The 15,373-nt window shown below is 34.4% G+C and carries 9 protein-coding genes; all 9 read right to left on the reverse strand.

Translation table 11 applies throughout. The features are described from left to right. Positions 1–478: 478 nt before the first annotated feature. The gene (locus tag LDX58_RS18395) at positions 479–2,395 is read right to left on the reverse strand and encodes a hypothetical protein (RefSeq protein WP_227938274.1); all 1,917 of its coding nucleotides are present in this window, start codon (positions 2,393–2,395) and stop codon (positions 479–481) included. A 967-nt stretch (positions 2,396–3,362) separates the two neighbouring features. Beyond that, positions 3,363–3,614: a hypothetical protein gene (locus LDX58_RS18400; protein ID WP_227938275.1), complete on the reverse strand. Its 252-nt coding sequence runs from the start codon at positions 3,612–3,614 to the stop codon at positions 3,363–3,365. A 484-nt stretch (positions 3,615–4,098) separates the two neighbouring features. Beyond that, positions 4,099–6,822, reverse strand: coding sequence for a DEAD/DEAH box helicase (locus LDX58_RS18405; RefSeq protein ID WP_227938276.1), 2,724 nt, complete (start codon positions 6,820–6,822; stop codon positions 4,099–4,101). A gap of 101 nt (positions 6,823–6,923) precedes the next feature. After that, positions 6,924–8,144: an EH signature domain-containing protein gene (locus tag LDX58_RS18410; protein ID WP_227938277.1), complete on the reverse strand. Its 1,221-nt coding sequence runs from the start codon at positions 8,142–8,144 to the stop codon at positions 6,924–6,926. Then, positions 8,137–8,844 carry an OmpA family protein gene (locus tag LDX58_RS18415; protein WP_227938278.1) on the reverse strand — a complete coding sequence of 236 codons (708 nt, stop codon included), beginning with the start codon at positions 8,842–8,844 and terminating at the stop codon, positions 8,137–8,139. The genes LDX58_RS18410 and LDX58_RS18415 overlap by 8 nt, the downstream gene beginning before the upstream one ends. Next, positions 8,844–10,769: a hypothetical protein gene (locus tag LDX58_RS18420; protein WP_227938279.1), complete on the reverse strand. Its 1,926-nt coding sequence runs from the start codon at positions 10,767–10,769 to the stop codon at positions 8,844–8,846. Before LDX58_RS18420 ends, LDX58_RS18415 begins: the two co-directional genes overlap by 1 nt. A gap of 468 nt (positions 10,770–11,237) precedes the next feature. Beyond that, complete coding sequence (locus LDX58_RS18425) at positions 11,238–11,960, reverse strand: OmpA family protein (protein WP_227938280.1); 723 nt, start codon at positions 11,958–11,960, stop codon at positions 11,238–11,240. Further along, positions 11,944–13,842, reverse strand: coding sequence for a MotA/TolQ/ExbB proton channel family protein (locus LDX58_RS18430; RefSeq protein WP_227938281.1), 1,899 nt, complete (start codon positions 13,840–13,842; stop codon positions 11,944–11,946). Before LDX58_RS18430 ends, LDX58_RS18425 begins: the two co-directional genes overlap by 17 nt. A 16-nt stretch (positions 13,843–13,858) precedes the next feature. After that, on the reverse strand, positions 13,859–15,292 hold the full coding sequence (locus tag LDX58_RS18435) for an NYN domain-containing protein (RefSeq protein WP_227938282.1): 1,434 nt from the start codon (positions 15,290–15,292) through the stop codon (positions 13,859–13,861). Positions 15,293–15,373 lie beyond the last annotated feature (81 nt).

Raw genomic sequence — 15,373 nt, forward strand, 5'->3', positions numbered from 1 at the left:
TCTCACGCACCACAGTACATCGACCTTCCTCAGCCAGCCGTAGAATCAGTATGGACAAAGTATACTTATTTTCATTCTCGGTGGTGTATCTCTGGTTTTAATATACATGAATGACTGTGCAGCAAATAACTTTGTGGTATTAGTTGTTAAACTGCCATTTTGTTATATTATCTGTGATATATCAAAATAGAAGTTGCCACATTTGACAGCTCCTTGGTCAACACATGAATTGATCTACGATTGTTTAAATTAAAACCGGGGATTGAGGAAACACGTCAACTAGACTCTTTACTTAACCAATTAAATTACTGAAGAACTCCATCCAATTCTAAGCAGCAAATATTGCTTTATTGCTTATCAAAGTCAATTAAATTATTTAACTATACTCAAGAAGAAAGTAGATAATCACTCCTAATTGTGCCTTTTTTTCTTCAGTAATAAAATGGAGTTTCAGTTATTTCTTATAATAACATTAATTTTATTCAAAAAAGGAATTGAAGATATTTGCTAATTTTATACCTGTAGAGCTTGTTAGTTCATAAACTGATTGACCTATTATAACTTTTATGGCAACTTCTGGGGTCAAATCTAAACTATAAAGACCTAGATTATCTGCTCCTTGTAAAATCTCTAAGGCCTCATAGACAAAAGATCGATTCTCACCGATTACTTTCAGCTCTTTAAATGAACTTTTATTCTTAAGGTAGCTTTCTTTTTTAACAAGAAAGCTAATCTCAGCATCTAATTCCTGTTTACTATAACGTAGATAAGGGTTATTTTTTATACTCATTATATTTTGCATAATAAATTTCGTATATGCTTCATAGGATGGAAGAGCTTTAAAGTTTACACTTTGATAAGTGCTTATGATATCTTTAAAATTTATAGGTGCAAATTTATTATCCTTATTAATATAAAAATTTTGTCTTATATCAAGATTTGAATAACAATGATTTACTATATTTATGACATTATAGTGAAATGAAAATGTATTTTCAATCTCACTGTGAATCACCATATTATTTACAACGCTAATATAGTCTTTACTTATCACTAGACCAATTGCATTAAGTAGTTTATGAGCGATTGTTAATCCAATATCAAGATGTTTTACAGAACCTTTAGTGGCATCATAAATAGATAACCAATTGGTGTGTGTATCATCTAATCTATTAAAGGTAAAAAAATGCTCATATTTAACAGATAGACTAACAAGGTTTAATGGGGTAATTGTTATACTACAAGACTTTTCATTGATTGTCATTTCATTTATTCCAAAGCTTTTTTTAATTCTTGGTACAATGGTATGGATAAATTCATTTCTTTTATTCAAATTATTTAAAACTAAAGTTGCTGCGAGTGGTGCATTAAATTCTTTCGATAGCTTCTCTAAAAATTCAATGATTTCTTGTTGTGAGATATCATCCTTCCCCACATTTTCTAAAAGATATATATAATCCCCAATATTTTTTTCAGCAAATAGGTCCATTGGTTTTACTGAGGAAATATCCTCATCTTCCGTTAATTCGTCATAATAAAAGACGATATCTTCACCATTTTCACGATTTACATTAAATCCCATTCTATCTTCAATAATAGAATCATATTGTATTTTCGATTTTAAATAATCTCTTTCCAAATTTAATAGATGATTAAATCCTTTTCTTAGAATTCTTTTTAAAAGATCAAACACTAGGTAATAAGACCCGTGTTTTAATAAATTCTGTGCTAAACTACGATAATCTTGACTGTTTAATTTATTTATTGCACTGCCGTAGCTAACTTTTTCTGCATAGTCATCTATTAATAGACCTAATAAAAAGAAATCTTCCTTAAATAAATGAATATATGACTTATTAATTTGTTGATTAATTTCATCATACAAATTGTTTATAATAGTGTTAATATCCCCATTCCGACTATATTCCTTCATTTTTTTTATTAGAAAAATTAGACCTTTCCTATTTCTAAAATCTGCTTTTGAAATCTTTTGATAGGTAGTAAGGTACTTTAAATACTCTTCACTTAGGAATCTTACTTCATTATCCAAACCAGAGTAATTATCATTATTATCGGTAGTTGGGTTAATATTCCATTTAGACTCCTGTCCAACTACTCTAATGTTCATATTTTTTTCTTTTTTAGATTTAGCGTTCCTTATTACCTCGCTGAAAAATAGCTTAATTAATTCTTTTCCTCCATTTAATGACTCATAAATAGATAAGGATTCTATATGGTATTTATAAAAAGGATTATTAACATGGTTTATAAGTTTTTCAAACATATCAATTTCGATTTTTTCATCTTGGTATTCTTCAGTAACATAAGTCAATATATCAGCATCTTCTAATAATTCTCTAATTAAATCTAAATCTTCATTATTAAACAAGTCCATCACCTTTTCTCTTTATTATCGACTAACCCTAAGCCATTATTTTTTACCTTGTGTAACACTCAACATATTCTCTACTTTAGTAATTTTAAAGACGATTAATATTTTAAATTACCATCAGGAACAGTATTAAAATACATCGTATACGCTCTAAGAACTCAACTAGGCAAACTTTTTATCAAAAAGTGTCCCTATATATAATATTCATTGGTTTCAATACGTTATATCTTTTTATACAATCTTTGAAATCTACATTATTTCTTTCGACCCACAAACCTATATCTTGAACGACTAGAATGCTTAAATCTCTAAAATCCATGTTATTTGAACTATCGCCTACTTTTATATTTCGACAATTACTGAAAAAATCCTACAATTAGTCCAAAATTGAGCTTTATTACCGAGTCCTTACAGAAAAACTATCGTTGTGGATAAGCGAATAGTTGTCATCCACTAGCGAAGTAAGCGAGTATCGAAGTGGTGAGATCCTGGGGAAAGACAGTGCTTTGCAAAGTAAAGAAGATTGATCCAGGAAATTACTAATCCGGTGAAAATCCAATCCAAAGTTAAAGCAGATAATAAGGAAGCATAGGAACTGTCCCCATGCTTCCACCACAACAAATTAAGTGGGACATGTCCCTATGTCCCTCTATATATTGTTTTAATTATTCACACAAGTTAGGGATCAGTTTAAAAAGATAACTTATCCTAAAGCATGTGTCATCTCAAGAAGCTGTTGGGTAATATAAAAACTCGGTCTCTATTGTGAGTCTATTAAGTTCAGAGTAGTTTCCTTATTCAATTCTTACACAAGTTCGTTTAAGTTTTATTTAAGGTTTAACATTATGTTTTTAAAAGTAGAATGGTCACTCCATTTTAAAACTTTAAAAACAACAGTTTCCCCTTGAATTTTGGTTAAATCAAAGGTAATTGATAGGTCTTGCCCTAATAACTCAAAACACTTTTTTATCTACTCACTTGGTTTTCCATCTTCATAGTGCAATGCTTGATTCCTAGCTATGCGTATAACATTACTTATTGCCTGGGTCCCAACTACTGAGAAGACGGCCATAGTGAAGGATCTCCCATAAGAGTATGACAATCCTTGCTTTGCTAATTGCAAAATCAAGCCAGATAATTGATTGACACTTTCTTTTTGGATATCTAATTTTTCCTTAATAGCTTTGGCTTCTTGAATTTGACTGTATCCCTTTGCCTTCATTCCATGAAAACGGTCGATATAACCATAAGGTAAGTTATCATCTGGATCCCCATCTCCTAGTGAAAGTTGTTGTTCGGCAACATAAATCTTACGAATTGCCTTACTTAACTGTTGATTGGTTTTTATAATTTCTAATCTATACTGTTGTAATAGCTTGTTAATGCGAAATCAACACTATCTAAATAGTCAATCATTTTCATAACAAATTTCCCCTTGGCTTAAATAGTTAAAATTAACGTTTAGTTTTTTATTATATCACCTACCCAAAAATGCTTCTTACACTAAACTAGTAAGTGTAAATACATCCCTTAACAAAGTTTCTAAAAATGGAGATCTTTGCTGCGCAGTATGAGTCAACTACGCAATATAAGAGTTACTCCATAACCTGGCCTGGTTGTACTATTAACCCCCGCCCCACAAAGCACACGGTAGGAACTAGGTGAATTAAACAACAAAAAAGATGCACCATCCCTGGCACACCTCCCTACGAAACCACTCCCGCTTCCAATATCTCCTTCTCAATATCCAACTTCTTACTCGGAACAATTACACTATTAGCAAGCTCTTGCTTATCATGAATAATGCGCTGGACAATCTCCTCAACTGTATCTAGCTTCCCTGAACTTTTAACAATTGGATAATAAACATGAACTTCTTTCTCTTGTCCAATGCGGTATACTCTATCCGTCGATTGGTTTTCCACTGCCGGGTTCCACCATCTTGTGTAGTGGATAACATGATTGGCAGATGTGATCGTTAAACCAGTTCCCGCTGCTTTAGGGGATAGGATCATCACATCAAAGCCTGGCTTTTGATTGAAATGGTCGACCACGAGTTGTCTTCTAGATGTTTCGCCATTAATAATGGCTGCATTTACATTTAATTCTTCAAGGATGTATCTCTTTAGAATCACTTGCATTTGCTTATATTCAGTGAAAATTAATACTTTTTCATTCTTAGCTTGAATCTCTTTTATCAGAGAGATTGTTTGCGCTAATTTAGGTACGGCTTTTAATGGAAGGTTTAAGTACTCCTCATTAATTAAACCGGGATGCGAGGATAGCATTTTTAATTGACCGATTGCTTTGATCGGTGGGATCACCTTTTCTTTTACTAGACCGATAATATTTAAGTAGAGCTCTTCTTGCTTTTTCCCTAGCAAAACTTCAATTGGATGGTTATGTTTTGCTGGGAGTTGGCCTTTTAGTTCTTTTTGTTTTGTTCTTCGTTTGTAGTTCATCATTAGTTGTTGCGTTAGCTTTTCCTCGATTTCAAGAGGGGCTATGTTTTCTTCTTCTAATGGTTTGATATAAGCGTCCTTAAATTCTTTTAAACTCCCTAGCATACCAGGTTGAACAAAATCGACGATGGACCATAATTCTGTTAATGAGTTTTCAACAGGGGTTCCTGTCATGGCTAATCGAAAGGTTGATTTTAATGCTTTGATGACTTTTGAGACTGCTGTCGTCGGGTTTTTCATTGCCTGCGCTTCATCACAGATGACGGCACTCCAGTCTACTTGGCCTAAGGTGAGTTGGTCTCTAACCAATGTTTGATAGGTCGTAATGACAATCGTTTGCTGTTTAATTATTTCCACCTTTTTCACGCGCTCTGTGCCTCGGTGAAAATAAATCGAACCTACCATTGAAGGGGCAAACTTCATGATTTCTTTTTGCCAGTTTTCCATTAATGTTTTCGGAACGACAATTAAGGAAGGTCCTAGTTTATCAATCTCTTTTAGGTAACTTAAGAAAGCAATCACTTGAATCGTCTTCCCTAGCCCCATGTCATCCGCAAGTAAACCACCGACTTTGCGAAAGTGCAAAGACTTCATCCAAATAAAACCATCCTCCTGAAACGGTTTTAAAGTGGCCTTGAATATTGCTGGTGGTTGTTTATCGAACACATTTAAATCTCTTAAGGATTGTTGTATTTCTAAGATGGGTGCGTTGTATTCTAGTTGATTAACGTTTTCAAAAATCTCAAGAACGTATGGTAGCTTACTGTAGTCAATGGATTTGTCATCCTGAAGTTCCGTTTGTAATTTTTCTGAAGCAGAGACAAATTCACTTGCATCATTCGGGATGCGAAGCCATTGTCCTTCCCACTGTAGATACTCTTCTCCCTTTTCTGTTGCTTCTTCAATTAAATCCTTGATGGACTCGGTTGCAAGTTCGCCTTTCCTTTCTCCCTCCTCATCAGAGACATGAAAGCCTGTTTCTAATTCAAACCATCCTCTTTCTTTATTTCTTGCATGAACAAAAGGTTGAGCTTTATAAACACGGATCCCTAAGTTGCGTACACGTTCACTAAACTGTTCAATCGAAATCTCTAATTGCTCTGGTAAGAAGGCTTCGGGATTCTCGATAAATTTAGGAATATTACTTCCCGAAATCGGCTCTAGGTTTTGAAGCATATTGGCTTGTTTTTTTACGCTTCCATCAACAAATACTCTTGTACCCTCGTGTTGGATGTAACCTGATTGGCGATTACTGAGCTCTTTCAACACATTCGAATCTAGCTCGTCATCCTTTAACTGCGGGAGTATATCAATCACATCTGCATCCTGTTGAATCTCATAGCCTAACTCATTGACAAAGTGATAGTTTTCTTTCTCAATATGAGTATTTAGTTTCACTCCAAGGTCGGTTGCTTTCTTTTTCACTTCAGCAATATAAGAGAAAAGTTCATCTTGATTTCTCGGATCCGGTTGAGCATCAATGAGGGTTAACAAATGGTATTGATCTCTATCTATTAAGATCCGTTGTTTAGTAGGTAACTGAATAATTGGACCATTTCTTTTGCCTACTTTTTCTAACTGCCAAAAGTCCTGATAGCTATACTTTGGGGTAAAGGAAAACTGCTTTGATCCAACAAAACTCTTATTATCTAGTTCCATATTTAACAATGCAGGTTCCGGTGGCAAATCCAGTAACTGTTTTTCTTCAGGAGCTAATTCATAGATTAATTCAAAGGGAAGGATGTATGAGTGACCTTGCTCTTTTAATAATTCGTCATACCACAGTTCCTCAAGGAGCTGCAACAATTGTGAGGATGCAGCACGGTATTCTGTAGCGGATAACTGAAATGGAATGGAAAGGAGCTCTTCTCCTTTCTTGACTAAGACCTTTAACCCTTCTGGGGTAGGTGTCGTTACTGTTGTTATGGAAACTTCTTTTCTTGTTTTTCTCTTAAATAAATCAAACATAAGATCACCATCTTTCGCTCATATGTAATGTGAAGAATGCTGCCGTGCATTTAAATACAACCACCTTAAAAAAGGTGGTTGTAAGAATGAACACGTTAAATTCAATTACGATATTTAAAGTTACCATTAATGTATTCTGTCATCGCGTTTTCGAACTTTCTATGCCAATAATTAGAGTTACTCGCCGTAACCGTGTGCGGCAATTTATGAATCATGATGTTCTTGTTCTTTAAGTCATCTTCTCGCAAACTCCAACTTGAAACTTTTGGTTTAATAGACTTTTCGTAGTTTTCCTTCGTATAGAAGTACGCTGCATTTCCTGTTTTAGCAAACTCAACAACGACAAATTGTTTAAAATCCATAATAGCAATCGGAGGTGATTTGATCAATTTCACATCGTGCATCACCTTGACGTAACGACCCCAGAATTTAAATCGTTGATACTTTGTGTCTTCCGCAAAGAACTTTATTAGCTCATTACGAATCAACCAACGCTTTACTTTCTCGATTTGCTCTTCAGAAAACCCTTCCCATGCAACCAAGTTTTTTCGTGGATCGCTTAATTTATCAGTTAGTTGTTTTAGAATCTCATGATGAAAATCTTCAAACTCAAACGCTTCTAAATAATTCTTTATGATCTTATTATAGTCATTAGACGATAATTGATTGAGACGAGCAACAATTTGCTCCTCCCCTTCTTTTTCAATAAATGGCTTGCGACCCATATGCACGAACAAAATATATAACCATAGGAGTCTTTCTAGTTTTTCATTTGGATAAACTCTCCACTCTTTAAACACGTCCACTAATCTTTTATGATCCTTACCTATTTGCCTTGCAAGCTCGAGTAACGGATTGGATTCACGAAATACTTTATTGTACGTTTTTCGAATAACTGAATCCAAGGACAGGAAAGTCTCATCTTCACGGCCGAATGCTATTTTTAATAAATAGTGAATATGAGAATCCTTTGGGTTCACTTGAAAATGACTCCAAATTCGTCTACCAATAAAACGTTCATATCGTTCTTCTAAAATGATCAAGACCTTGCCCTGAGTAACTTTATCTTCTTTGTGATAAGGGAATTCATAGGCTAAAATCCGAACGTCCATCTTTTTTAATTTTCTAGCAAAAGCAAGAACTTTCTCACGGTCTTCTGAAAGATTCCGAATGGCTTTTAAAAGACCCGGTAGCCTCCTAGAAGCAAGCTGTTCAATCACTTCGTCATCTAAATCTTTATATTTCTTTTCAACCATGTTTGCCGTATTTATTAGCTCCTGGGGCTCAAAGTAAAAGGAACGATATAGGAATGATTCACTCATTGGCATTCACCATTTTTTCGATTTCTTTGATTACCTCATCGTCTTTTAAGCGGAATTTAAATTCAACCCGACGTGATTTTTCAGGGCTCACTTCTCCATTCTCACCTAAAATAGGTTCACTAAAAGAGCGTCCATTAGAAGTTAAAAGGTCCCTTAATTCATTATCATGTTTATATTTAGGAAAGTCTTCTGATAGAATGTGTTTTACCACAGATAGCGAGCGATTCTGAGATAAATCAAGATTATAAATATAAGAACCTTGTTGATCTGTATGTCCTTCTACAATGATTTCTGAGATATGATCTCGGAATTGATCTGAAAGCAAAATCCCAATATAGACAGGAATAAATTCTTCTAAATTTTTCTTCCCTGTTTTTGATACCTCGTAACTATTTAGTTCAAAGAAGACACCACTACTGAAACGAATCGCTCCGGTTTGTGGGTCGACTTCCATTTCAAGATTAGAATCACTAAATGCCTCGTTCAATTCCTCGACTATCTTGGTTTTGACACCAAGCACCTCATCAATAAGTTGATCTCTCGCTTCGACTTCAGTTTGATTACTTAGCAAACTAATCATGAGGAGCAAAGCAAATAACAATAAAAGAGCGCTCATTAAATCGGAATACGACATCCAGTGACTTCCAACATCCTCATCTTGTTTTCTACCATTTGGCATACGTGAGTAACGACGTGACACTACTTATCACTCCCCATTACCTTTGTAGCCGAAACTTGCTTAATCGCCTGATTGAACTGGGTAACGGTACTATTAACTTGTTCAATATCGCCTTCCATCGTTTCGATTACTGTACGAATGCTATTAATTCCACGCTCTAGATATTCAACCGATTTACCAAGTTGCTTATCAAATTGATTGAAGGTACGACCTAATCCTTGATGCATGTTATTCGCAAACTTCTCCATCGAACCATCCAATTTTTGATTTATAGAAGTGAATAATTCACGATTTTTAGCTAATTCTTCATGATTGGTTGTCCAGAAGCTCTTCAAATCATTCACTCTCAGATCCATTTGCTCCAGCTGTCCTTTTAGCTGATTCATGAATTGTTCCTTAGAATCATCAATTCGGCTGTACTCAGTACTAATTAATTTAAACAATTCCTCAAAGTGATTTTGCATTCTTGAACTTACTTGATGGTTTTCTGCAATTTCCGTTAACATTTCATTTAATTGCTCATTCACTTCTGTTGAAGACTTTAATTGCTCCGTAAGGTTATTAGAAAGATCAGTTGTGTTCTCTGTTAAATCTACTTGAGTTTGTGTCAGATTGGTCAAGACTGTCGTTGAATCATTGAAGGTCTCTAAGAAGCCTTGATTTAACATTTGCAACGATTCCATCGATTCTGTACTTTGATTCAAATGTTCCACTACCACATTCAAATGATTTAACTGTTCTATAAATCTTGTTTCAAAATCTTTTCTTTCTTCTTGAACTTCCTTTTGCAGTTCTCTCATACTATCTAATAACTGTCTATTCTGTTCCGTTACCTCATGTAATCCAGTGGTTGAATCTACTAACTTCTCTTGGTACTCTCCTAGTGTTTCCGTGTAGTTATTCATCTTATCCGTTAGTTCAGTAGTGTTTTTAGCCATCTCTGATTGTTGAACAGCAACAATCTTTAACTCTTCAACAAGACCACTCATCTCTCCATGAACTTTTTCCTGCCACTCAATCGTCTTATTTAAAGCATTTCCCAGTTCCTTCATATGGTCACCCGTAACCTCATTTAATGAATTCACGAAATACTCGACCATTTCATTCATCTTTTCACTATGAGCACTTTGTGTATTCTGAACCACTTGCTCCATGATTTCATTACTCTTTTGCAAGTGTGGATTTAACCCCTCAACCACAATATCGGAAATCCCACTTGTCATCTTTGCAATCATTTCATCAGCTAAGAAAGTTTTTAAATCATCCATCTGTGTTTTTTGAATATCCACAAGCTCTTCAAGTAAACTCTCTTCTGATTTAATCGGAAATTGTTTCTCTAATTGATTTCGCATCGAATAAAAGTTGGTTTGAAGCTTTGGGTATAACAAAAGCTTATCAAACGCTTGAATCATTAAAGAAAGACAAATACCTGCAATTGAAGAGTAAAAAGCAACCTTCATTCCAGACAGAAGTATGTTAATCCCATCCTTTAGTTCATCAGAAGGGCCTGTAGGATCTAGATCTGACACACCAGTAGAAATACCATAAAAAGTACCTAAAATCCCAAGCGACACAAATACAGCTGGAACACTTTCAGCCAACTTTCTAAAACCATATTTATTCACCAATTCTTCTTCAACAAAATGATGATAGATGTCAGGAATTAGTTTTCCATTATAATTACGATATTCTCCGTAAAAATCACTCCATTTACTTACAATGATCTTCGGGAGTTTTTGGTTATAAATCCAATCGTTAAATAAATGAATTCGTTCATCTGGTGTGCTTTCTTTATATTCATCTTTATGAAGCTCTTGTTGTATTTTTAAAACTGACCGTTCCATTTTCGAATACCAAATAAACATTCCAACTACATAAAAAATCGCCAATGCAATTAAAACCAATACATAAGACGATTCAATCATTTCTAGTATTATATCTATCATCTATTTCCCTCCATTGTGTTATCTATTTACTCTATTTAAAATGTTTGTCTTATAAGTTCATTCATATATTGTAGTCCAATTCGATTCAAAAGTCCTAAATTCGACAAAAGTAGTCATTTTCCTCTTCTTGGTAATGGACAAGGGGACAGGTCCCTCGTCCCATTCTACCCATTAACTTAACTAGAACTAAATTGTCTTGAGCGTTCCTAAAATTGACCCTCCACTTCATTAGCCAAGGCAAGCACCGCATCTTCCTAGCCTGTTTAATCACAAACTTCATTTGATTTTTTCTCTCCCAAAACCTGCAAATGGTTCTTTCACTCTGTATTCGTTTGGGACAAGGAACCTGTCCCCCTGTCTTCTAACAGTAGAATTGCCCTTATACAAAAAGCCCTTCCCATAAGGAAGAGCTTAAATTGTTATTAAGTGATTAACAGATAAACTCCTATTTATCTAACTGCTTTAACATCAATTTGTAGTTTCTTTTAAATCTCTTATAACCTCTTCAATGTTCTCCGAATTTTTTAAGCGGAATTTAAACTCGACCCTTCTCGAGTTTTCCCTGTCTACTGTTTTTCCATCTTCCAAATACCTCAACTGACTTTTTGACCTTCCATTTGCGGTAATGGTGTTTTTAACGAGGTCTTTGTGTGGAAAGTCTCCGAACTCATCGCTAAGAATATAATGAACAACACTAAAAGCTCGTCGTTGAGATAGCTCTAGATTACTCATAAAAGAACCGACATCATCTGTATGGCCTTCTACAACAATCTCCGCAATATGGTCACCATATTGCCCGTACAACACGGAAAAATAGGCAGGAATAAATACCTCTAAGTCATCCTTAAACACTTGGCGAATCCGATCCTTACCTGTCTCAAATAACAAGTCATTTTGGAACTTAATCGCACCCGTTTCTTTGTCAATTTCAATCTTTAAATCTGTTTCAGCAAATTCTTTCTCTAGGTCTTCAATAATATCCGCGTGAATTCCAATAAAATAATTAATCACTTCTTCTTGTGCATCAATTGTTTTTTCCTTCTCAGCAAGTACATCCTCTCTATTTAAAATAATCGCAATGAGAAACAGCAACACTACGAGTAAAATGGTTGAGAGAACGTCTGTAAAGGAAGGCCAAAAGTCATTATCATCTGATCCATTATTTAATAGTCGTTTATACTTTTGATTCATACATCTCATCCTGTACTGTATTTTCAGCTTGGCTGATCAATTGAGTATTTAGCTTTTTAATACTTCCGTTTAACTCTAAGATCGTTTTATCTAAAGACCTAATTGAGATATCATTTGCCCCTAGATGGGAATCATATAGATTGATCATGGTTGACATCTGTTCTTTGATGATTCGATTTGTGACATCCACATAAGTCTTGAATTGTTTAATACTGTCCTTTACACCTTCTCCTAGATTATCATCGAGTTTTTCAAGGAGACGTTTTAATTCCTTATTAGAAAGATCAGAGAATTGTTTTAATGATTGCTGTAATTCTTCCGATTGTTTCTTAAATAATTCTGTTCCGTCGGTAACAATGTTTTCTGTGTGTTCCATTAATTTCTTCATTTCATGTACGACATCCGTACTGTTCCGGTCAAATGACTTAAACAAATCAACCGTCTCTGTAAATGTACCTTGCACTTCTTGATTTTGCATAAGCATTTGAGAGAGGTATTCACTAAATTCACCGTGCTGTTGTTTCTGGGCTGTTGTTTGCCCTTCAATGTGTTGAACGATTTGGATATAAAAATCTTGATATTGTTTCTGTAATGTGTCCACGTTTTGGAAGTATTGGACCATCTCTTTTATTTGATCATGCATGTCTTGTACATTCTCTGAGAATGTTTTCGTTAGCGTCCCTAAATGTTCAAACGAACTATTTTCAAGGATTTCCTTCATCGTGGTCGTTGCCTGTTCAACATTTGTGATCAAACTTGTGTTCTTCTCTTCTAGCATTCTCTGTGAGTTTAGTAAGCTTTCTTGATGCTTTAAGCTATCGTTATAAAAGCTAGACATCTCTTCAAATGCATCAAGTTGTTTTTCTGAATGAATGGTAAAGTATTCTTCAATGTCCTTACCCACATGGGTGATTGACTGACTTGCACTGACAATGGCTTGCTGGTTTTCTGCTTGAATGGCAGTTTGATCATGCATGTATTGAGCCATTTGCTTAGACGTCTGCTGCATCAGGTCAACAGAGTATGTCTGAATTTCATCTTGTTTCTCAAAGAATGATAACACTTGTGAAAAATTCGTATTCAGTTGTTCCATATGGTTGTTGTAACTCTCTGTGAATTGATCCATGTTTACAAATACTTTTTCCAGTCTTTGCGTATTTTTTGAAAACACAACATTAAACTCATTCATGTTCTTTGTCGCTTTTTCAAAACTCTCCGAGAAATCTTGAATATCTACAAATGACTGATTCATATCTTGAATAGCTAGCTTCACATCTCCCATTGCATCAACTAACTTGTGATCAAGAGTACGACTCTCTTTTAAGCTTAGATCATTTTCAATTTTTAACATTAGTTGAATCAACTGTTGCTCTGAATTCTTCGTTTTGGTCCATATATTAATCACAATTGACCCTAAAATACCAGCAATACTCGTATAAAACGCTGTATGCACACCATCCAATACATTCGTGATTGATTCTCCCATTTGCTCTGAGTTAATTCCGCTTAACGCTATAACTAAGCCAATGAATGTTCCTAATACCCCAACTAAAATGGAAAGCGAGATGGTCATTTGAATTAATTTCAACTTTTGAACAACATTTATCTTCGTCTTAGGTATTTTATATTCAGCCATAAATTCTTCGATAAATGATTGAATGTTAATTTTGTTATCCGTTTGTTTGCTTTTCATGAGATACTTGCTTTCAATTTCACTTACAAGCTCATTACTACTTGGATCAAGTGCCATTTCCTTGTTTTGCTTTTTAATAAATTCATAGATTTTTATGTTTTGAATCACAGCCACACTTCCAATGGTACACAATAAAAGAATTGTTATTAGTATAACTGGGTTCATAATGATTGATTGAATAAATTCCACTTTTTATCGCCCTTCCTTAAATGCTAATACTTTCTGCATATTCATGGATAAATTTATGATCAAACTCTGTCTGCATTTTGTCTGAAGTGTCATCTTCATGGATTGAAATAACTGATACTTTTTTTCCTTCTTGCTTGTATTTCTTTAGAACATCAACAAAATGTGCATCACCAGACAAAAGCAGGATGTGATCTAAGTAATCAAGACGTTCCTCCATTTTTCTAATTAACATTTTGTCATCTACATCTATTTCTTCTCCATTGATGAAACTCTTTGCTCTCGGTGTAGCATTGGTTGTTTCATGTACTTTAAAAGAAAATTCCAACTCCAATGTTTCTTTCAGTTCACGTTGATGCCTTTGAACTTTGTTTGTTTTTCTTTCATCCTCATAAACAGGTAAAAAGATAACTGCGTGCTTATTCTCCTCTTTTATTCTGCCTTTTGCCTCTAGTCCAAATACAGAAAGGAAAAGTGAATGATAATCAATTTCCATAGTTTGCAGTCCCGTATATATATTCGCAACGTCAAGAAACACACCAAATCTTGCAGGTTTCACATTTACCTCTTCACCTTTAAGGAAGCTTGCTATTTCTTGAAAACTCGTAAATTCAATCTCAGTCTCTGATTTGATCCTCTGAAGTAATTTGTACAATAAACTATTATGATTGGTGAAAAGCGAGCTATCTGTATCGACATTTGAACTATAATCATAGAAGGCCCATATTAATTTCGAAAAAGCTCGTAAATTCGTTTCTGTCATTTGTGTCGAAGAAAGATTCGGACGAATATTTACAAGGTCATAGCTAATAAAGGCAGCAATAGTCCCATTCTGGTTGTAAACAAAGGAATCAAAATTAAGATCTTCGAAAGTAACAGTCATCTTATTTTTTGTTAAAGAAGAAAAGAAAATAACTAATTGAATGATCCATTTAGGGTTTTTCGTCATTTGCTCGATATGCTCATTGTGTAAAGAAATCTCCTTGTTTGAATACTCAAAGATAGGGATTTCACTATATTGATGCCTGCTCACGTCTTTTAACTTTTGATTTAGCGAAGCTACATGATCGTTAACAGATTGACATTGATAGTAAGAAAGTTCAAATGGACTGCTAGCATGAACCCTTTGTAATTGATCAAGATTCTTTTTAAAAGCTTGATATACATTATTAACATCAGAGGAATGTACATTCTGAAAATCAGATAAATGGATAATGCTAGTTTCAGGAATAACATTCCCCTCACGTTCATATTGTTCAACTATGACATCAAGAGATTCAAACTTATAATTCGGCTCTGAAACTATATTTGTGTCTCCTCCACACTTCTCAAACACAGAACAATGTGATCGGTAAGAATAAAAAAGTTGGTTGGAAATAGACGAAAATCTATTCTTCCTTTCATTTAAAGACGGCAGGATGATGATAGGTCTATCTAGTTTAGGTGTTTTCATAATTCTCCTTCTGACACATATGTCTAATTTAATAGTTCTTTTTTCTTTCTAATTTAGCGAAGCTTGAATTGACGATATTAC

It is taken from the genome of Alkalihalobacillus deserti, assembly GCF_020734105.1.
In the GTDB taxonomy this organism is placed as follows: Bacteria; Bacillota; Bacilli; order Bacillales; family Bacillaceae_D; genus Halalkalibacter; species Halalkalibacter deserti.